Here is a 19,620-nt window from a genome sequence, read left to right on the forward strand (position 1 = left end):
CTAACCTGCCTTGTTCTGCTTGAGTTTATAAGCCAACCAGCCCCGAACCTCTTTATATGCCAATACCGGATGAAAAATGGCAAAACTCACCATGCCCAGCAAGCGTGAATGGAGCTTAATGAGGGGAAAGACTTCAACTTCACGCCAAAAGCCTTTCCAGCCTAAGGGTTTTCGTTCAAGGCCGTTCTCTGTCAAAAGGTAGCGCGAATCCGTGGCATTGAAAATGGTACGCCGGCCGCCCGCCAGTTTGACGTTCACTTCCGTTTCCGGCTGGCGAAAATGGATCACCCCACCGGGTAAATGGGCATAATCATGGTTTTGGTGGATCACCGTGATCGCTGGTGTTGCATCCACCAGCTTCCAACCCTGATAACGGGTCTGATACAACATCCAGTTATCCCACCCTGCTCGGCCAACAGCAAAATCGGGGATATCATCAAAGCATCCCCGCGGGTAGATGAAATAATCGCTGCCGGTTTGCCCGTGCAGCTTTCCCTTTTTACTGATCCAGGCTTTCAATTCCTGCGGCCATTCCCCACTGAAATCCACGGACTCGGTGATATCCATATCATAACGCTGCCCCACAGCCAGGAATGGCTTGTCTGATTCCGCCAGGCGCTTTACGGCCGTGACCAAATCTGGCAGAAAGAGGATATCCGCATTAGCATAAACCAATAAGGGCGAGTCGTTCAGATCGCGGCCAAGCTCAAAGATCGAGCTGATCAGCGGCGTGCCCTGCTGATTTGTGCGCACGTCAGGCAAATGCGTAATGCCATATTCCGCACAGACCTCCGCTATCCCGGGGTCATCCCCGATCACCGCCACGGCAACCTCATCCCCCAACGCCAGCCAGTTGCGAAGGGTATTGCGCTGGATAGTGTTGATATGAGGGTTCTCAAAGGATTTCGGGGCGGTAAAAAGGGTTAGCAAAGGCGCCATTTAGTCACCCTTCTCTGTCGGCAGGGAAAGCCAGGCCCGGTGCGGGAAGATCCGCTGGATCACCCGGCGATAGAGCATGGCAATTTTACGCTTTGGGCTGACATTTTTCTCTGGTCGAACAGCGCCAGGGTTTGATTTCGTTGCGTCAGGCGTGGCGAGAACCGTCAGGTACAAGTTCAGCAGGTTTGAACGGGGAACGCCATGCCGCGCCAAATGCATAACATGAAAGCCCGCCTGCCTGAGGACTTCCTTCAAGGTATGCGGCGTGTAGCAGGCCAGGTGCGCCAGTTCATAGCTATCGTGAGCATAGAAATTAGGCACTTCCAGTAACAGCAGCCCGTCATCCGTAAGCAGCCGTTCCCGAATGAGCCGCAGCATCCCGACCGGATCGGGCAGATGCTCCAGCACATGGCTCATGCTCACCAGATCAAACCGCTGGGGCTTGGCAGCAACCAGGTCCTCCACGCTGGGGAACATTCGAATTCCCTTTTGTTCGGCAAAAACCCGGTAGGCTTCACCCGGTTCCACGCCAGTGATCTTGCAGCCAAAAGCCTGATGAAAGGCCCCCAGCAGCACACCGGCTGATGCGCCGATATCCAGCATATTCGCCACTGCGCTCACCCCGGATTGCCGCACATTGGTTATCAAGTGCTGTGAGCGTTGGCCCTGCACCCAAAGGTCCTTAGCTGTTGGCTCCTCATGCGCCTGATAGATCTTCCGGTAGGTGGTTGCATAAAATTCAGGGTCCGCTGCCTGGCTCTCCTCCTGAGATTGGAACACCAAACCGCAGTTTTCGCACTGGTAATAAATCAGGGGATACCCAAAGGATTCCGCCCGGTCAAATATCTTCTTTTGTTCCGATCCACAAAGTAAACAGGTCATGCAACTCCTCAAAAAAATTTGTGGCGCAATTATAACACCGCGTCCTAACCGCGGTCATCCACGTCCTTAAATGTCTTGTGATGGATGCCGGCATTGATCGCACCCAGCTCGGGATGCGCCAGAAGATACTGGACGGCCTCCGACATGCCGAAGTCATTGCCATTGCCAAAATGGGCGGTGATTTGGCGGATCAGCTCCAGGTCCTCCGGAGTATCAACTGTCAGCCGCACATCGCCCCAATCCGGGGTGTGATCCACCAGCAGGGTCTTGAAACGACCAGGCTCCTCATAAAGATAGGGCATCACATGTTCACGGGCATATTTGGCGTCCGCTTCCTGCCAGGCGCGGGTGAGCGCGGCCATCGTCACCACTTCGGTATCCATGCCAATTGGGGTCGTGCGTTTCCAGGGTGGCGGCAAACGATTCGCCGCAAAATCCACATGTGCGTCCTCAAACGCGAGGACCGTTCGGTCAACCTCACCTGGATCCAGTAATGGGCAGTCCGCCGTAAGGCGAACGACCGTCTCCGCATGATAGGTGACAGCCGCCTGAAAATAGCGGTCCAGGACATCATAGGGATCGCCCCGGAAAACCGGGAATCCCTGCTGATTGCAAAACACCTCCACCGGGTCATCGCCGGCATCGGTCGTGGTGGCAACCACCACCTTCCCGACCGTCTGGGCATGACGGGCACGAACGACCACCCGATACAACATCGGCTGACCGCCGATATCCCGCAGCACCTTACCCGGCAGCCGGCTGGATCCCATCCGGGCCTGGATAATGGCAACGGTATTTGAATTTCTATGCGTCATGGCTATCAAATTTAATTTAACCTTATTATCTATTTACTGGTTTCATCGTATTTGCTCAATATAAACACAAATCATAATATCCAACAATTCTAAAATCTCACATCCTGGTCCAACAACAGAAACAAACGTCTACAGTTACACCATCTTATAAGCCTTCAGCAGCTCGATAAAATTCCGCCGCCAATCCGCACGTTCTGTCGCTGTGACATGCGCCAGCCACCTATAGTCAAACTGCCCCGGGTCTCTCACCATTTCAACCAGTTTTGCCGTCAGGTCCACCGCAGAGCCATCCTCAAACAAACGACCATTCACACCATCCTCCACCCACTCGCGGTTACTGGGGATATCCGAAACCAACACCGTTCGACCGCAAGCCATTGCTTCCAACAGTGAAATCGAAGAACCATCACTGTGCGAGGGGCTGACATAAAGATCTGCCGCATGATAATAGGCGGGTTGCCGTACCTGGCTGAGCCGGCCGGCGAAATGAACCACCTCGCCCAACGGGTCGAGGATCTTGTGGATCAACTCTGCTTGAGGGCCATCCCCAACCAGCAACAGCCGCAATTGGGGTTCCTGCCTGGCGGCCTTTGAAAAAGCCCGGGCCAGCAGGTCTACCCCATAGAGCGGCGCCCAGGAGCGGTTGCAGAGTACCACAAAATTATCATTCCAACCCAGCTCCTCACGCAGGTCTTCCCCCTCCTCAAAACCATTGGTTTGAGAAAAGGTATCAAGGTCCACTCCCCAGGGGAATAAAACCATCTTTTCATGCGGGAAGCCAAATCCCGCTGCTGCATCCGCCACTGCCTGGCAATCACCCAGGAAGACGTCCGTCCGGTCCAATGTGCACTGGGTGGCGTAACGCATCCACGGGCTGCGCTGGGCCGTCCGCAACAGGTCCGAGCCCCAGGACATTGTCACCAGGGGATGGTATCCAATCAGTGCCGTCAACAAGGCAGGTCCTTGCACCGGTCCGGCGTGCACCAGGTCAGGCTTGAGGTCGGCTAAAAATGTGGAGAGCTGTTTCGCTCCCGCCTGCCAGCCTGCCCAATGGGTAAGTTCCGGCAGCCCCTCCGGCCATTCACATTCCGTGATGCCCTTGGGAGTCAGCGGCTCACAGGCCTTCAGCCGAAGCGCAAAAACCTGATGTTCTGACCCCGCCAAAGCCGACAGAAATCGCCGGTCGTGCGGCGTATCTCGTTCGGTGAAGTAGAGGACTCGCATCAGGTCTCGTTTTCAGTTAAATTAGTTGGTCTCGTTCAGGAATTCCCAAATTGCGACCAGCGCAGATCCTGCCCGGCCGGGATTCGTTCCAGCACTTTCAATCCGATCAGATCATCAACCTCATACGGCATGATCGCGCCCGTTGATGCCGGTCGCAACACGTCAATCATCTCACGCGTCACGATCTCACCGAGTTGCAGGTCCCGCGCGGCCCGCAGGCAACGCCGCTGGATCACCACAGTTTCCATTTCATTGTCCGCCACAAACTTGTCGCCGGAACCCATCGCCCTTTCCAGCTGTCGGGTGGCCCTGACCATCTCGGCCCAGGTTTGCGGGTTCATTGCAAAGGGATGATCTGGCCCTTCCCGGTTATTATCATCCGTGAAGTGCTTTTCCACCACCCTTGCGCCCAATGTCACCGCACCCAGCACAGTCGCATGGCCGTGGGTGTGATCCGAAAGGCCCAAAATCAGGTCCGGGTACATCGAATGATAGGTCCTGAGCACATTCAGGTGAATATTGTCAAAATTGCCGTCCGCGGCGGTGTAATTGGTATTGCATTGCATCAGCACCAGTTGGGGATTGATCGCCAAAATCGCTTCCACAGCCCGCTGCACATCGCCAATGGTGGAGGCGCCGGTTGCCAGCAGCACCGGCTTGCCCTTGCTAGCCATCCGCTCACAGGCTTCAATCCAAGTGATATCCCCTGAACCGATCTTGTAGGCCGGGACGTAGTCTTCCAGCATATCAATCGCCTCAAAGTCATAGGGCGAGGAGAAATAGTCGATCCCCACCTCGTCACAGGTCTGCTTCAACACCGGCGTCCAGTCAAAGGGGACTGAGGCTGAGGCATAGACTTCCGACACGGACTTCTTCCATTTGGCCTGGTGAGACACCTGGCCGTTCATGTGGGTGAAGCCGTAATCCGAGACGATCTTGGGCGCCTGGAAGTTTTGGAACTTGGCGGCGTCCGCTCCAGCTTCTTTGGCCAGGCGGATCAGGAGCTTGGCGCGCTCCAGGCTGCCGTCATGGTTGGCGGCGATATCTGCAATGAAATAAGTGGGATGTTCTTTTCCAATCAGGTGATTGCCAATCTTCAATTCCATGTCATCCTCCACCAAGTTTTTATGTAGCGTCAGGCTCGATAACCCTGCAGGGTCTGTGGGTAACCTTCAACCCAGCGGTCATAAAACCGGGTCAGTCCCGCTTCCACACCGGGCAGGGCATGCCCCAGCGCTGTCTGTAATTTTTCCGTATTCAGAGTCAGATTCAATGACCGGGGCACAATCCGATTTTCTTTTTCTGCCTGCACAGGCTCAATAAGATCAGGGTTTAGGCCAAATTGCTGGGCGATCCGTACCGCGAAGTCATATTTACTCAAATGCTCCGATGCGACCACATGATACACCCCGCTCAATCGCTTTTCAATCATCTCCAACAACGCCTGCGCCAGATCTTCGACATAAAGCGGGCAGAACACCGTATCGGTAAAGCCCTTCATCGGTTCACCGGCGGTCAGCTGGTTGAAAAAGAATTCCGCCAGGCTGCGCTTGCCGGAAAGGCTCCAGCCATAAAAGACCGTGCGGGCGATGATCGCATCCGGATTAGCGGATTGAACAGCCTGCTCACCGGCCAGTTTGGCGCGGCCATAAATGCTGAGCGGCCCGGTGGGGTCCGTTTCGCGATAGTCTCCCTTGACACCATCAAATACCGCATCGGTAGAGATATGCACAAACGGCACACCCCAACCTTGAGCAGCTGCGGCGAGCTTTCCGGGGACTTCGGCATTCAATTTTTGGGTCAGCTCAGGCTGTTGTTCAGCCAAATTGATGCTGGCAATTGCGGCGCAGTGAATGATCGCATCCGGTTGGCTGGCCTCGACAACTTGCAAGGCCGCATCCGTCTCCAGCAGGTTTGCCTGCCGGACCTCAAACGGAACGCCCTGCAGCGAGCGGGAATGGACCAGCCCGGTCACCTCATCCCCCTGACGAGCGGCCACCAGGCTGAGGTTCAGCCCTAAGAGCCCGCTTGCGCCGGTCACCAGGAGTCGCATTAGTTAGCGGGACCTTTCTTTTCAAAAGGTGCGACAAGATCTTTGATGCCCTCCAACGAGAGCCACTCGGTGTTGTTATCGCTGGCATAGTGATAGTCATCCGGCAGCGCCTTGCCAAGATCCTGCCAGTGGTGCCCAAACCAGAGCGCCGCGGCGGGCTGAACCACGTACATATCGTCCAGTTCAACGGTGGTGCGGGCCTCATCTTCTGAGATCAGGACTTCGTGCAGCTTCTCGCCGGGGCGAATGCCGATCACCTTGATCTCAGCCTCAGGGGCAATCGCCTTAGCCAGGTCGGTCATTTTCATGCTGGGGATCTTCGGGACGAAGACCTCGCCGCCATCCATCTGTTCAATGCAGCGGATGACGAAGCGCACGCCCTGGTCCAGCGAAATCCAGAAACGGGTCATGCGGTCATCGGTCAGGGTCACCTGGCCGCTGTCACGCTGTTTAATGAACAGGGGGACCACACTGCCGCGAGAGCCCACCACGTTACCATAGCGGACGCAACTGAAGCGGGTGTTGGTGCCGCCGGCATAGGCGTTGCTCTGCACCATCAGTTTTTCGGCGGCCAGCTTTGTGGCGCCATAGAGGTTCACCGGATTGACGGCTTTATCGGTGCTGAGCGCCAGCACCTTTTCCACACCGGCATCCAATGCGGCATCAACCACATTGCTGCTGCCGAGGATATTGGTCTTGATCGCTTCCATCGGGTTATATTCACAAGCGGGCACCTGTTTGAGCGCCGCAGCGTGCACTACAATGTCCACACCATTAAAAGCCCGCTTGAGCCGGGGCAGGTCACGGATATCGCCGATGAAATAGCGCAGGTTGGGCTGATTGAAGCCTGCCATCCGCATTTCATGCTGTTTCAGTTCGTCACGGCTGAAAATGATCAACCGGGCGGGGTGATATTCCTTGAGCATCACTTCCACAAACTTCTTGCCAAAGGAACCCGTTCCTCCGGTCACCAGTATGTTCTTATTGGTCCAATCCATCATCATTCTCCTGGAATTTTTTAAAAAATTATATCGTAGTCACTGGTTCTTCAACCAGAGGTTTGGAAACAACCACCAGCGGGTATTGGCCGATCCGGCCCAGCCAGCGGGGGAAAATGGTTTCCAGTCCATAGATCACCTTCAGCCAGAAATTCCCGCCCCATTCAGGGTAGATCACAGCCCGCAAGAAAGCCACGTTCACACTGCGCCAAACCAGAATATCAAAGGGCATCTTGCCGCTCAACGCCTCAGTCAGCCATTCAGCGGTCAACTTCTGCACAAATGTCCCAGCCGGGCCGTTCTTCTTTTCTTCAGGTTCAGCAGCGTTCTGAGCAACCGGTTTTGCTGCCACCGGCTCAATCTCCTGCTTTTTCACCCGCCGCAGCCACCAATTGTGGAAACGGGCCGTTCTATTCATAAAGGGTTTCAGCCGCACCATCAATGGGGCATTGGTCCAGCCGTTGACAATCGCCATCTTGCGTCCGGGTTTCAATGCCCGGTAAAGTTCCTCATAGGCCGGGAGCTTGTCTTCCATCGGTACATGGTGAATGGTGTGCAGGGAGACAATCCCATCAAAAGCGTCAGATTTGAAAGGCAGGTGGGCAATATCAGCCACCACATAGCGACCTTTCTCGCCCAGGCGCTTACGGGCTTCCTGCATGGCAACAATCGAGATATCCATACACACTCGAGCTTTATAGCCCTCAGAGTAGGTCAGATATTCGGGATATTGCACCGGCCCGGAGCCGGCATCCAGCAGGAAGTCACCTTCCGGGGCTAAATGGCGGTTGATCCGCAGGTGGCATTTATGGATATAGTCACGTGAGACAGGACGCAAGTCTTCATATTCCGCGTTCTGGTAGACCTCGCCGCTGACCATCTGCCAGCCCACGCGGTCATAAAACTCACGCACATTTTTCTTTATATTCTCATCACTCATTCTGTCGTACTTCCAATATTCTCTAGATTTTTTCCGCTGCCATCTCCGACTCAGCGGTTTTGGCTGCCTGGCGGGCCAGACAGCCACCCTGGCACCAATTTGTCTGATGCCGGGGACAAGCATCCCATTGCGGGGCAAGATATCGATCCCGCCGCTCAAACCATTCCCGAGCGGATTGCAAATCCATTAATTTCTGCAGATCCAGGCTTGGCCCGTTTGAAAAAGCAAAGCAGCGCCAGGCTCGCAGACCCGGGCCCACATCCAGGGCGGGTGAACAGTCAAAACGCAGAATCGTGCCTGCCCGGATCAACTGCTCAATCTGGCGGTCATCAAAGTGACAGCGCATGAATCCGCAATCAAAGTTCAAGCGGATGTTATCCACGGCCAGCTCAGTCGCCCAGTCGGCAATTGAGGCATGCGCCGCTGCCAGGTGCTTTTCGGGCAGGTAGACATTCGTCCCGCCGATGATCGGTTGAGCCAGGCCCAGCCGGATCACCTGCCTGAGGCCATACTCTCGGATCAGATGCCGGTGCATTGAAAGGTCAAAGTCCGGTTTTGTCACCGTGAAGCCCAGGCTAACTTTTTCACCCAGGGCAGCCAGGTTGTTAAGGATTTCGGTCTGCTGATCCTCCGAATAGAAAGACCAATCATTCAGGTTCAGCAGCACCCGATAGGGCAGGTCCGGCGCAGTTTGCCGGAGGACCGGCTGAGTACCATTGGTAAAGACCGTGACGATATAGCCATGCTCGTTTGCCAGCCGCATCACTTCCGGATAGCGGGAATGCAAAGTGGGCTCACCGCCCATCAACCGGACTTCATCAACATCCGGGTTTAGCCTATTGAACAGGAGCCATTCAAGCTCCCGCAATGTCATTTCCTGTTTCCCTGTCCCGCTCCTCAGTGACTGCTCAAAACAGTAGTCGCATGCCAGGTTACAGGCTGTGGTCAGCAGGATGTTCATGCGGTCTCACCAGACCAGCGGTTTGCCAGTCAGGTATGCCAGAGTCTCACCATAGCGCTGAGTGCCTTCGTCTCCCAACACGAAAGACAGCGGACGTTCTTTGATATCCGATTTCAGATCCAGCAGGTGCCAGGGGAAAGGCTTGGGGAAAGCAAAGAAGAACAGGTAGGCATAGCGCCAGGCCAGTTCGACCTGCTCTTCGGTCAGCCGGGCGGATTTGAGGTCCGCCAGCAGGACGTTCAAGGTCTCAGAGTAGGTATCCCAGGAAGCCGGGTCCTGTGTGAAGCCGCGGTTCCGGTAATGCGTTTGGCCGGCGACGACCACGGGGATCCCGCGCAGGGCCATTTCCAACCCGACCGTGGTGGTATAAACCAGGCCCAGGTCGGTGATATCGGTGATGTCATAGGTATTGACCTTTTCCTCAGGTCCCACCAGATGAATCTGCGGTGGAATCTCACCCAGGGCATCTTTGACCACATCCACCATCGAGGTGCCATGGATCAGCATTTCGCCGGGGTGCACCCGGATCACCAGCTGCACATCTTCCCGTTCAGCGAAGAATTTAACCGTGCGTTCGATCCATTCGGCCATCGACTCGCTGAAGACCTGGCGCCCAAGGGTCAGGCTGTCACCAAGTACATTGGTCGCTAGCAGCACCACGGGCCGGTCATCCAGTCCCAGTTTCTTCCGGACGGCTTTGCCGCCTTCCGTAGGGGTATCCTGCCATTGGCGGGCAAAATTCTTCCAGGTTTTGGCATCCTGCCGGGCGGAAAAGAGCGCTTGCAGCTTGCCAAGGTCATCTTCGGTCAGCGGCTGATCACCCAAAGCACCCCAGAGTTCATCCGTCTCATGGTGCATGATCTCAGCGTCCTGCGCAATCCAAATCCGTTCGCGCTGGTCGCCGAATTCAAAGGTAACCACCGGGATATTCAAATGTTTGGCGACCTGATAGACCGCGCCCATTTCAAGGATCGTCCCGTTGGGAATGACCACAACATCCGGTTTATGCGCCAGCAGCCAGGCCCGGGCGTTCCGAGCGGCTTCTAGGTTGCGTTCCTGACGGATCTTATAGACTTCCTCTTCCCGGGTGATATCTTCCACCTGCAGAGTATATTGCGTATCAAAAACACTCACAGCTTCAACCGCCTGGCGCAGGTCAGATGGAAGCTCTCGTGAGAATGGTCGCACGTCCAGCAGGGATTGGACCTGCATCAAGGGATGTACCTGGCTCAAAACCTCGCGGGTATAGAGGTTCTGCTTGCGAAGGTCAAACTTCTGGATCGGTTTATCCCAATTGGCATAAGGCAGGAAGGACAGTGTGACGTCATGGCCCTTCCCAGCCAGCGCCAAGCCCAACAGGGTGGAAAAATCAATCCAATAGTGCAGGGAGGCAAAAACAAAGACCTTCTTGCCGGGTTTTGCCGATGCCGCGAAGGGGGCCGTCTGCTCAACTGCCTCAGGCAGGACAGCAGCCAGGTCATCCAGGTTGTAATGGGCCGACCAGGGCCGATGCCGCTGGACCAATTCCCAGTACAACTCAACGGTATAGGGCAAACGCCCAAGAATGTTCTTCAGTAATCTTTTATTCATTTTATTTTTCTACCACTTCAATTTTCCAGTCCAGATCCGGGCGAACCGGCCCCAGACGTTTTTCCGGCCATTGCATACCCGGCGCACCGGTGGCATCCACGGTGAAGGTCAGCACTTTGTCGTCCTGGAAATAGCGCTTGATCCGGTATGTGCTGGCATTAACACCCAGCAGATAACGGCCTTCGTTCATCAAATTCGGCGGGATCTGCACGCGGCTGATATACCGGCCAGCAGGTCGCGAGGTATAGGTCTGATAAAGACCGGGGTCATCGGTATCAAACGTGGTGAAGACATATTCGCCTCGGGTGGTCATCATATAGAAGCCCACCCGCAGCCCACTGATGGCCTCATTGAGCTGATATTCCAATTCCACCGAGAAACCATCCGCAGCGACCACGGTATCAACCACCTGATCCCTGGGGTTGCGCACCCGGAGTGCAATCGGCCTGAATGCCTTATCCGCACCCACCAATTCACTCTCGGTCCAGTTACGCTCACCGGCTTTGGTCAGGCCCATATTCAAATAGGCATCCACCGCTTCAGGCGTCGGGGCCCGCATGACCACCTTGCCCTCATTGAGGACAATCGTCTCCTGCGTCAGGCGCAGGATCGCGGACATGTTATGGCTGACAAACAGCACGGTACGGCCCTCATTAGCTACATCGTTCATCTTGCCCAGGCATTTGCGCTGGAATTCTGCGTCACCCACTGCCAGGACCTCATCCACAACAAGGATCTCCGGTTCAAGGTGCGCGGCAACGGCAAAAGCCAGACGTAAGTACATCCCGCTTGAATAGCGCTTGACGGGAGTGTCAATGAATTTACCGACCTCAGAAAAATCGACGATCTCATCAAATTTGCGGGTGATCTCTTCCCGCCGCATCCCGAGGATCGCACCGTTCAAATAGATGTTTTCACGTCCGGAGAGTTCTGGATGGAAACCGGTGCCAACTTCCAGCAGGGAACCCACCCGGCCGTGGATTTCGCCAAAGCCTTCCGTGGGGTTTGTGACCCGTGAGAGGATCTTGAGCAGCGTGCTTTTGCCCGCACCGTTACGGCCCACAATGCCCAGCACCTGACCGCGTTCCACATTAAAGGAGACATCTTTGAGGGCCCAGATATGGGTTGGGTCACTATAACGGCCTTCGGCCTTGGGACGGAAGATCCTGCCCACCCGCCGCACGCCTGAGGTCAGCAGGTCGCGCAGGGTGTCAGGTCGGTCCTGAGCCAGGCCAATCCGGTATTGTTTGGAGATGTTCTCAACTCGAATCGCGTAATCAGCCATAAGATCCTACACAATATCGGCGAAGGTCTTTTCCATTCGCCGGAAATAATACAAACCACTCACCAACAGGATCAGGACCATCGCAACTGAAATCACGAGGGTCAGGTCCGGTGGCGTTCCGCCCAGCAGTGCCCAGCGGAATCCCTGGATCACACCAACCATTGGATTCAGGCTATACAACCAGCGCCAGATCCCGGCCGGGATGGTTTCAATGGGATAAACAATAGGCGAAGCATACATCCACACCTGGATCAGGAAGGGAACAATCTGCTGAATATCCCGATATTGGACATTGAGCGCTGAAAGCCAAAGCCCAACGGCCAAGGCCGTCAACAGGGCCAACAGCACCAGCAAGGGCACCCAGAGCACATTCCAGCCCGGCATATAACGGTAATAGCCCATTACGCCGATCAGCACAACAAAGGAGATCAGAAAATCAACCAAAGCGGCAAAAATCGAGGCCAGGGGAATCGCCAGACGGGGAAAATAAATTTTGGTCAGCAGGTTAGCATTCCCCACCAGGCTGGTACTCGAACGCTGCAAAGCAGAGGCAAATAACTGCCAGGGCAGCAGCGCGGTGAGCGAAAACAGCGGATAAGGGATGCCCTGAGAAGGGGTCTTCAGCAGGGTACCAAAGATGACCGTGAAGATCACCATCGTCATCAATGGCTGCAAGACAGCCCAGGCAATCCCCAGGACAGCCTGTTTATAGCGGACTTTGATATCCCGCCAGGTGAGAAAGTAGATCAATTCCCGGTAACGCCAGAGTTCCTTGAAGTCAATTGAAAGCCAGCCCTTGGCCGGCTTCAAAAAGGTGACCAGTTCCTCTGTTTCGGAAATTGGACGTTTTTCGATCAATTCAGCCATTAGCTCCTGTTGTTGAGGAACCAGTTAATGGTTGCCTGCAACCCTTCTTCAAAATCGGTTTTGGCGGTGAAGCCAAATTTCTCGGTGGCGCGACTGGTATCCAGCGCACGGCGGGGCTGGCCGTTGGGTTTGCTGGTATCCCAGACCAATTCGCCCTCGAAGCCTGTCATCCGGGCAATCTTTTCAGCCAGGTCTTTGATGCTGATCTCAAAACCGGAGCCAATATTGACCGGTTCTGATTCGTTATAACGTTCCGCAGCCAGGGCGATCCCTTCGGCGGCATCGCTTACATAGATGAACTCACGGGTTGGTGAACCGTCACCCCAGACCACAATCTGATCATCGCCATTATCTTTGGCCTCCACACATTTGCGGATCAGTGCGGGGATCACATGGGAGCTGCGGGGGTTGAAGTTGTCACCGGGGCCATAGAGGTTCACCGGCAGCAGGAAGACGCTGTTATAGCCATACTGCGCGCGGTAAGCCTGTGACTGCACCAGCAGCATCTTCTTCGCCAGGCCATAGGGCGCATTGGTCTCTTCAGGATAACCCAGCCAGAGATCATCTTCCTTGAAGGGCACGGGGGTGAACTTGGGATAGGCACAGACGGTGCCGATCGCCACGAACTTTTCCACACCGCGCTCATAAGCCTGGTGCAGAAGCTGCACGCCCATCATCAGGTTGTCATAGAAGAACTCGGCGGGGTGTTCACGGTTAGCGCCGATGCCGCCCACGTGGGCTGCCAGGTGAATGATCACATCAGGATTGGAATCTTCCAACAGCCGGGCGATAGCATCGCGATCCGTCAGGTCATATTTCTCGATTGTGGGAATAAAGATGTCTTTGGCGCCTTTCGACCGCAAGTTAGCGATCAGGTGGGTCCCCAAAAAGCCAGCGCCGCCTGTGACACAAATACGTTTATCTGCCCAATTGAACTTGTTTTCCATCATTCCTCTTCATGCTTAGATTCAAGTGAATTTAGTTCCAGCCGAACCTTTAGGCCATCAACGACCAGGGCCGGCGCTTCGGGATTGTCCGTCAAAGTAAAATGCTGCTCCATACAGGTCAGCCGGCAGACCTCGGCCACATCACCCGTGGCATCCAGCCGCACCGAATGGATATCCATCGCCTCCAACTTTTGCAGCAGGGTCGTCACCCGCTCACGAACATGCCGAAAAAGTTTGAAGGACTGTTGAATATAGTCCACTGTCAGACGCGCGCGCAAGGCAATGCCTTCAGGCGTGATGATATAGCGGAGCTTTCGCCGCCGGGCACGCTTGACTTTGACAAAGCCTTTTTCGACCAGGCGCTTGATATGCCAGTTGATCGTCCCAATGGCGACGCCCAGCTCCTCAGCCAGCATAGCCTGAGAAACATCTGGGTCCGCCTCGATCTCCTGTAAGAGGGCCAGGTCTCGATATTCGTCGCTCTTCGAATCTGCAGTCATCATAATTTCAACGATTGAATTATAACTTCTAAAGTTAATCCGTCAAGGCGCGCTTATGCTCCAAATGATCTCGCACCACACCCCCAACCAGGATCAACAAGCTAATTCCCGCGATCAGCGCCACGGTAACCTTGAAGCCCAAATTCGGGCCAATCAGCAGATAACGGCTGAAATACCACTCCGTAAAGAGCAGCAAAAAGACACTTTCAACAGCGATAATCCGCCTGAACCAACGGTCTTTATGCTTGGCGAGATAATCCATGCCCCAACCAGCCAAAAACGCCATCCAGGGCAGGAAAATCGTCCGGTAACGGGGATTATCCCATTGGTCACCACCTGCTCGGACTGAAGCAAGCACGATCCAGGCCACGACTACAGCCAGGAACACTCCCAGCCACTGACGCTGGAGCCTGGAATCCGCTTTCCATAGCCGAACTGCGGCAAAAACCAGCAGCGGAATCAGGGCATACCATCCGATTGAGCGGAAAATACCAATTCCCTTCCAAATCGCCGGCGCAGGAGTGACCAGCGCAGCAGGCAGCACAGGCTGGAACAATCCATAGCCCATTATGAAGGGAAAAGCCCATGTTTCCGGCATGCTCTCCACCAGGAAATCCATCATACCGGAATTCAAGATCGTCAGGTAGGCATCCCACCGGAAGACTTCATCCAGCCAGGGCTTGAAGAACGCCAGGCTTACCAACCCGCCCAAAGCGATCACCAGCCAGCCGACCACCTTCACCCATAACTTCTTTGCCTTGCTCGATTCAACAACCCAAATCCAGAGACCCATCACGCCAATGCAGGGAATAGCGACCCGAGAGGAGATCAGGAGGAACACGGCCAAATCAACGACAAACACGGTTATCGCCAACTTCACCCGATCCCGATCCAGCCAGTGAGCCACGGCCCAGATCAGCACCGTAATCAGCAGGATCATCAGGGGCTCGCGCATCTGGGATGCGCCTAGAAGAACGCCTTCCGGATAAAAGACCATGATCCATCCTGCCCATAAAGCGACCCTTGGGCTGAATTTGCGTCGAATGGTTGTCAACAAGATCGGAATACTTAGGCTCATGGCGGCGGCAGAGATGATCGATATCAGAACGGGCCTGAAGGCATCCGGACTGAGCACGCGATAGACCAGAGAACTCATCAGGAGCATGCCGCCATACTGATCCGTCCCCAGTTCATCATCAAAAGCCTTGAGCAGGGACTCATCCGACTGAGCCAGCGCCCAAGCGGTCCCTTCCCGACGATAAGAATCATTAAAAACAAAACCGGCTTGCTGCTCTTCGTTATCATAGCCATAGTTCGGTAAGCCAATAATCAGAAAAACCGCCAGGATGATCCGCAGGCCAAAGGCAATCAACATCATCAAGGCAACTACTTTTCCGCTGCCCGCCCAATGCCAGATCAGCAGAATAATGAACAAGCAAAAGAAAGCGATCAGAGAACCGGCAACAAATCCTGGCAGAAAACGGCCTACACCAACCAAGCCCTGGATACCAGCGCCAAGAGCCAGGCTGAGTCCAATGATCAACGCCAGATAGACTTCAAAATTCCATTCTTTCAAAGGTTTCATCAGTCACCTTTTTCAACTGTGGGCACGCTCTGACGATGCGAACGCCAGGCCTGCCATGAATAGAAACTGATCCATAAAACCCAAAAGACCACCACTGTTTGCAGTGGGATCAGGAAACGGGGGTTATCCCCATGATCAAGTAGGGAAGAAACCACAGAGGTCGCCCAGACCGAACCGGCAAGGAGCCAATGGAAGGGCTGAAATTGCCATAACTTTTTTAGCCGTTTTGAAAACAGCGCCCCAGCTGACGTCGCGACAAAAATGAGGTTCGCCGTGAACAAAGCCAAGCGGGCGGCCCAAATCATCACATTCAAGCCGCTTGCCAAAACGGTGGATTGAACAGCGGTGACATCCCAATAGACCGGTGCCCGCCAAAACAGCCACCAACCGCGCAGAACCCTGGCCAGATACTGCCAGGGATGGGTCAGGATTAATTGTACTGAAATCTTGGAAAGTACGCCGGATAGGTCATAGAAGCTCAGACCGGTTGCGTCCATGATCGCGGGGATGGCGTCCCAGATCGTGTTCCCCTGGGTGCCGCGCGCCGCAATGCGGGCATCGCGGTAATCCAGATAAATATCTCGGATCACGGCATATTCATCCGGAACGTCTTCAAAATAATAACCGGTGTGCTGGACGAGGTGATAGCCGGACATCGTGGAGACGCTGAAGACATGATAGCGAGATTTGATATAGGTCATCCAACCACCCACCAGGACAGCGGCGACCAATAAAATAGTCCAGACAGCCCGCCAATTCACCTTCAATTTGCGGTCCTTAAAGGAAACAGCCAGGAAGACCGCCAGCCAGACCGGCATGAAAATGAACACAGGACGGGTCAGAACGGCAAGGGAAGCCGCCGTGCCAATGCCCATACCCAGCCAGATGGAGCGGTTCTTCTCTGCCCTCAGCCAGAACCATGCGCCCAGAAGCGCAAGGATCAGCCAAAAGGTCGCCAAAGTCTCGGTTAACAGGTCTGCCTCAAAGAACAACTGTCCGGGGTTGAGCGTATGCGCCAGACTGACAATTCCCGCAAAAACTACGGACTTTGTGGCCTGCCAGGCGATCAGGAACCAGGCCAGGGTAATTCCCAGGCCAAGGATCAGTTGAACGGCATAAACAGTGCGATCAGAACCGACCAGCGCCATGAAGGCCGGATAGCCGGGAGTGCGGGTGCCGTCATAATGCGTCAGGCCGCCCAAAATCGCATTGGCCGACCGCCGGTAGCTGGCTGTGTCAGAATAGGACACCGGGGGGTACACCGCAAAGAGCAAGACCCTCAGGGCCACTGCCACCACAAGCACAATCAACAGCCAGGTTCGAAGCTGCCGGGCTTTTTGCTTATCTTCAGTAAGGATTGGTTTTTCCATTATTTATTTAGTTTCATCCCCGCCAGGGCATGAGCTTCTCGGGCAGTCCATGTATAGTCACTCACTGCCGCTTTGGCTGCCGAAGCCAGAGCAGCGCTACGGGCTGGGTCAGTCGCCAACTCACGAATCGCCTGCTGCCAGGCTTGTTCATCCTCCGGTGGGCAGAAAACCGCCATTTCCTCATTTAAAACTTCATGGATCACAGGCAGGTCACTGGCGATGATCGCCCGTCCAGCCGCCATATATTCGAACATTTTCATGGGGCTTGCAATCTCCGCTGAATTCCCACCACCGCTGCCCGCAATCTGGGTGCCATAGGGCATCAGGAGCACATCAGCCGCGGCTTGATAACGGGGCAGAATGGCATTATCAACAAAACCGGTCAGGGTGATGTTGTGAACGCCTTCATCTGCCAACCGCTGCTGCCATTGAGCCACATCCCCCGGCTGGCCGCCAACCCACAGGAAGTTGACCTCCGGCAGGGCTTTGGCCAAAGCCAGCATCAGTTCCATCCCACGTCCGGCATAGAAATGCCCGGTATAACCGGCGGTGAAGCCTTCGGGTACACCCAATTCCTTACGGGCTATTTTTTCATCAGGTAAATCCTGATAGCGTTCCAGTTCGACTCCATTGGGGCCAACCAAAATTTCATCCGCTTTTTCACTCAACCCGAAGGTCTCAATCAGGACATCCTTCAACGCCTGGGTGTTGGTCAGCACTCGCTGAGGCGTTTTGGATCGCCAAAAACGGTTGAACAACCAGGGACCCATCCTGCCCGTCACGCGGTCATGCAGTTCCAACAAAGCGGGCAAGCCGCGACCAAGGGCAAATACAGCCGCCTGCAAAACCCAGGTGTAGACCAGGTCCGGTGACAACTGTTTGGCACGGCGAACGGCCTTAAAAGCATAGTCATAACGCTTAAAGGTCAGGTTTTCAGGAATCCACTCGACCTGAAAGGGAACCTGCAAGCCGTAATGGTCTTGAAGCGCGTCCCAAGGGGCGTTTTCATGCCCCGGCACCAACAAAGTCACCTCATGGCCCAGTTCAGCGAGGGCATGAGCCGCCTTCATCACTTGGATGCTATTAGCAGCGTTGGAGGGGACAAAAGATGCAGCGATACAAACAATTCTCATTAGAAAATCCGGGTATGCCTAATTAGGTGAACAACTTTCCAGTAAATTGGGGGTTATAGAATCTTTGACGATTGCATTTATACCACAGGACCCGCAAAGACACACTAACGCTCGCATCCGATCCCATTACCGTCAGCGTCCAGGTGATGCGGGTCTGGCCAGAGCACCTCAAAATTGGCATAGGGGATGTCATCGCAATTCAGGTCTGGCGGGCCAGGTGCAATGCAAACTGCCGGATAAGCCGGATCGCATTTTACCCAACGGTCCTCAATAGTAAAGGTCTGCGGGAAGATATTGCTGAGTGATAGCAGCACGACCAATACCAAAAAACCGCTCAGTGATAGTCCATATATGGACCCCAGAATAATCTGTACCCATTTTGGCCATTTGGTGTGGCTTCGAAATAGGACATAGATGAACCAGGTAAATAAGCCGCCAAGGGCAATAATTAATAAGAACCAATAGGCAGACATGACATCTCGCGATCTAAATAAACGTCTGTACTTATTTTACCGGTTAATAATTTACATAACGCTTACATTCGCGTTGTAAAATATTAATCCTGATATAAATCGGGAAAAGCTCGAAAAAGAAAATATAATGCAACAAGAGAAACAAAAAAGACGTCTTTCCATACAGCCTCTTTTGATTCATCTGGCAATCCTGATCGGATGGATCTTTCCGCGCCGTTGGGGATATGGCCTGGCGACGCTCGTTGGGAACCTGATAGGAAGCCTCAAGAATAACAAAATGGTGAAAGCCATCAGGGCCAACCAATATGTGGTGCATGGGCAAGAGATGCCTGCCGAAGCCTTAAACCAAATACCAAAGACCATTTTCGTTTCAGCAGCCAAATGTATCTTTGATTATTTTTATTTTCTGCCCCGCCCTGAGAAGCTTCATAAAGTTATCAGCTTCAGCCCCGAGGCAAGCAACGCGATTGAGCGGATCAAAAATCAGGAACCCACGGTTGTGGTTTGTCCGCACCTCAGCAACTTTGACCTGATGGGCTATACGTTGGCCCTCCATAAAGTTGATGTTCAAGTGCTCTCATTCCCCAATCCGAACGAGACCTATAAAGTCCAAAACCGATTACGAGAACGCACCGGAATCAATGTCACCCCACTCGACTTCTCCGCATTCCGGCAAGCCCAATTACGGCTGCAAAAAGGCGGCAGTGTGCTGACCGGGATGGATCGCCCCCTGGCGGATCAGAGTGACACAAAATATATGCCCCGGTTCTTTGGCTACGAAACTCATCTGCCTGTTGCCTACATCCGCATGGCCCTGAAGGCCAACGCCCCCGTGGTCATCCTGGCAGTCGTCACCTTACCGGATGGCAACTATCGCCTAATAGGGTCCGATCCGATCTGGATGACCCCCAACGACGATCTGGAAACCGAAATCCAGACGAATGCCGAAACGGTTTTAAAAGCCGCCGAACCCTTTATTGCTGAACAAGCCCAACAATGGGCGATGTTTTATCCCATCTGGCCCCAATTCCTGGGAGTCTGATTTATTGAAGGAAAGG

General features: G+C 54.3%; 18 protein-coding genes and 1 pseudogene. 1 reads left to right on the forward strand and 18 read right to left on the reverse strand.

From position 1 onward, the window contains the following. The 18 genes and pseudogenes from JR338_08310 to JR338_08395 all read right to left on the reverse strand — a co-directional run bounded on the left by JR338_08310 (position 1) and on the right by JR338_08395 (position 18,340). Positions 1 to 939: a hypothetical protein gene (locus JR338_08310; protein QRN82431.1), complete on the reverse strand. Its 939-nt coding sequence runs from the start codon at positions 937 to 939 to the stop codon at positions 1 to 3. Beyond that, positions 940 to 1,821 (reverse strand): class I SAM-dependent methyltransferase, encoded by an 882-nt coding sequence (locus JR338_08315; GenBank protein QRN82432.1) that lies wholly within the window; start codon positions 1,819 to 1,821, stop codon positions 940 to 942. 44 nt (positions 1,822 to 1,865) lie between these two features. Further along, positions 1,866 to 2,636, reverse strand: coding sequence for a glycosyltransferase family protein (locus JR338_08320; protein QRN82433.1), 771 nt, complete (start codon positions 2,634 to 2,636; stop codon positions 1,866 to 1,868). Between the two features lie 135 nt (positions 2,637 to 2,771). Further along, positions 2,772 to 3,860, reverse strand: a complete 1,089-nt coding sequence (locus JR338_08325) for a glycosyltransferase family 4 protein (protein QRN82434.1) — start codon at positions 3,858 to 3,860, stop codon at positions 2,772 to 2,774. 35 nt (positions 3,861 to 3,895) lie between these two features. Further along, positions 3,896 to 4,966: an N-acetylneuraminate synthase family protein gene (locus JR338_08330; protein ID QRN82435.1), complete on the reverse strand. Its 1,071-nt coding sequence runs from the start codon at positions 4,964 to 4,966 to the stop codon at positions 3,896 to 3,898. Positions 4,967 to 4,995: 29 nt separating this feature from the next. Continuing rightward, positions 4,996 to 5,913, reverse strand: a complete 918-nt coding sequence (locus JR338_08335; protein ID QRN82436.1) for an SDR family oxidoreductase — start codon at positions 5,911 to 5,913, stop codon at positions 4,996 to 4,998. After that, positions 5,913 to 6,911, reverse strand: coding sequence for a UDP-N-acetylglucosamine 4,6-dehydratase (inverting) (pseB, locus tag JR338_08340; GenBank protein QRN84394.1), 999 nt, complete (start codon positions 6,909 to 6,911; stop codon positions 5,913 to 5,915). Before pseB ends, JR338_08335 begins: the two co-directional genes overlap by 1 nt. Positions 6,912 to 6,939: 28 nt before the next feature. Next, positions 6,940 to 7,851, reverse strand: a complete 912-nt coding sequence (locus tag JR338_08345; GenBank protein ID QRN82437.1) for a class I SAM-dependent methyltransferase — start codon at positions 7,849 to 7,851, stop codon at positions 6,940 to 6,942. Between the two features lie 22 nt (positions 7,852 to 7,873). Next, a complete protein-coding gene (locus JR338_08350; protein ID QRN82438.1) occupies positions 7,874 to 8,812 on the reverse strand; it encodes a radical SAM protein in 939 nt (312 codons plus the stop codon). Between the two features lie 6 nt (positions 8,813 to 8,818). Continuing rightward, positions 8,819 to 10,402 (reverse strand): hypothetical protein, encoded by a 1,584-nt coding sequence (locus JR338_08355; GenBank protein ID QRN82439.1) that lies wholly within the window; start codon positions 10,400 to 10,402, stop codon positions 8,819 to 8,821. 1 nt (position 10,403) lies between these two features. Beyond that, positions 10,404 to 11,687 carry an ABC transporter ATP-binding protein gene (locus JR338_08360; protein QRN82440.1) on the reverse strand — a complete coding sequence of 428 codons (1,284 nt, stop codon included), beginning with the start codon at positions 11,685 to 11,687 and terminating at the stop codon, positions 10,404 to 10,406. A gap of 6 nt (positions 11,688 to 11,693) precedes the next feature. Next, a complete protein-coding gene (locus JR338_08365) occupies positions 11,694 to 12,554 on the reverse strand; it encodes an ABC transporter permease (protein QRN82441.1) in 861 nt (286 codons plus the stop codon). Next, positions 12,554 to 13,501: a GDP-L-fucose synthase gene (locus JR338_08370; GenBank protein QRN84395.1), complete on the reverse strand. Its 948-nt coding sequence runs from the start codon at positions 13,499 to 13,501 to the stop codon at positions 12,554 to 12,556. Before JR338_08370 ends, JR338_08365 begins: the two co-directional genes overlap by 1 nt. Further along, positions 13,501 to 14,004 (reverse strand): winged helix-turn-helix transcriptional regulator, encoded by a 504-nt coding sequence (locus tag JR338_08375; protein ID QRN82442.1) that lies wholly within the window; start codon positions 14,002 to 14,004, stop codon positions 13,501 to 13,503. Before JR338_08375 ends, JR338_08370 begins: the two co-directional genes overlap by 1 nt. Before the next feature lie 31 nt (positions 14,005 to 14,035). Continuing rightward, a complete protein-coding gene (locus tag JR338_08380; GenBank protein ID QRN82443.1) occupies positions 14,036 to 15,586 on the reverse strand; it encodes a hypothetical protein in 1,551 nt (516 codons plus the stop codon). After that, a complete protein-coding gene (locus tag JR338_08385; protein QRN82444.1) occupies positions 15,586 to 16,956 on the reverse strand; it encodes a hypothetical protein in 1,371 nt (456 codons plus the stop codon). Before JR338_08385 ends, JR338_08380 begins: the two co-directional genes overlap by 1 nt. Next, the gene (locus tag JR338_08390; protein ID QRN82445.1) at positions 16,956 to 18,089 is read right to left on the reverse strand and encodes a glycosyltransferase; all 1,134 of its coding nucleotides are present in this window, start codon (positions 18,087 to 18,089) and stop codon (positions 16,956 to 16,958) included. Before JR338_08390 ends, JR338_08385 begins: the two co-directional genes overlap by 1 nt. 104 nt (positions 18,090 to 18,193) lie before the next feature. Continuing rightward, positions 18,194 to 18,340: pseudogene (locus JR338_08395) on the reverse strand (excalibur calcium-binding domain-containing protein). Positions 18,341 to 18,689: 349 nt separating this feature from the next. Here JR338_08395 and JR338_08400 point away from each other — a divergent pair. After that, the gene (locus JR338_08400; GenBank protein QRN82446.1) at positions 18,690 to 19,604 is read left to right on the forward strand and encodes a hypothetical protein; all 915 of its coding nucleotides are present in this window, start codon (positions 18,690 to 18,692) and stop codon (positions 19,602 to 19,604) included. Positions 19,605 to 19,620 lie beyond the last annotated feature (16 nt).

The sequence above is a fragment of the Chloroflexota bacterium genome (assembly GCA_016887485.1).
Classification (GTDB): Bacteria; Chloroflexota; Anaerolineae; order Anaerolineales; family Anaerolineaceae; genus Brevifilum.

Coding starts and splice junctions, on each gene's coding strand:
- JR338_08310 (QRN82431.1), bottom strand. CDS start 939: ATGGCGCCTTTGCTAACCCTTTTTACCGCCCCGAAATCCTTTGAGAAC.
- JR338_08315 (QRN82432.1), bottom strand. CDS start 1,821: ATGACCTGTTTACTTTGTGGATCGGAACAAAAGAAGATATTTGACCGG.
- JR338_08320 (QRN82433.1), bottom strand. CDS start 2,636: ATGACGCATAGAAATTCAAATACCGTTGCCATTATCCAGGCCCGGATG.
- JR338_08325 (QRN82434.1), bottom strand. CDS start 3,860: ATGCGAGTCCTCTACTTCACCGAACGAGATACGCCGCACGACCGGCGA.
- JR338_08330 (QRN82435.1), bottom strand. CDS start 4,966: ATGGAATTGAAGATTGGCAATCACCTGATTGGAAAAGAACATCCCACT.
- JR338_08335 (QRN82436.1), bottom strand. CDS start 5,913: ATGCGACTCCTGGTGACCGGCGCAAGCGGGCTCTTAGGGCTGAACCTC.
- pseB (QRN84394.1), bottom strand. CDS start 6,911: ATGGATTGGACCAATAAGAACATACTGGTGACCGGAGGAACGGGTTCC.
- JR338_08345 (QRN82437.1), bottom strand. CDS start 7,851: ATGAGTGATGAGAATATAAAGAAAAATGTGCGTGAGTTTTATGACCGC.
- JR338_08350 (QRN82438.1), bottom strand. CDS start 8,812: ATGAACATCCTGCTGACCACAGCCTGTAACCTGGCATGCGACTACTGT.
- JR338_08355 (QRN82439.1), bottom strand. CDS start 10,402: ATGAATAAAAGATTACTGAAGAACATTCTTGGGCGTTTGCCCTATACC.
- JR338_08360 (QRN82440.1), bottom strand. CDS start 11,687: ATGGCTGATTACGCGATTCGAGTTGAGAACATCTCCAAACAATACCGG.
- JR338_08365 (QRN82441.1), bottom strand. CDS start 12,554: ATGGCTGAATTGATCGAAAAACGTCCAATTTCCGAAACAGAGGAACTG.
- JR338_08370 (QRN84395.1), bottom strand. CDS start 13,501: ATGGAAAACAAGTTCAATTGGGCAGATAAACGTATTTGTGTCACAGGC.
- JR338_08375 (QRN82442.1), bottom strand. CDS start 14,004: ATGATGACTGCAGATTCGAAGAGCGACGAATATCGAGACCTGGCCCTC.
- JR338_08380 (QRN82443.1), bottom strand. CDS start 15,586: ATGAAACCTTTGAAAGAATGGAATTTTGAAGTCTATCTGGCGTTGATC.
- JR338_08385 (QRN82444.1), bottom strand. CDS start 16,956: ATGGAAAAACCAATCCTTACTGAAGATAAGCAAAAAGCCCGGCAGCTT.
- JR338_08390 (QRN82445.1), bottom strand. CDS start 18,089: ATGAGAATTGTTTGTATCGCTGCATCTTTTGTCCCCTCCAACGCTGCT.
- JR338_08400 (QRN82446.1), top strand. CDS start 18,690: ATGCAACAAGAGAAACAAAAAAGACGTCTTTCCATACAGCCTCTTTTG.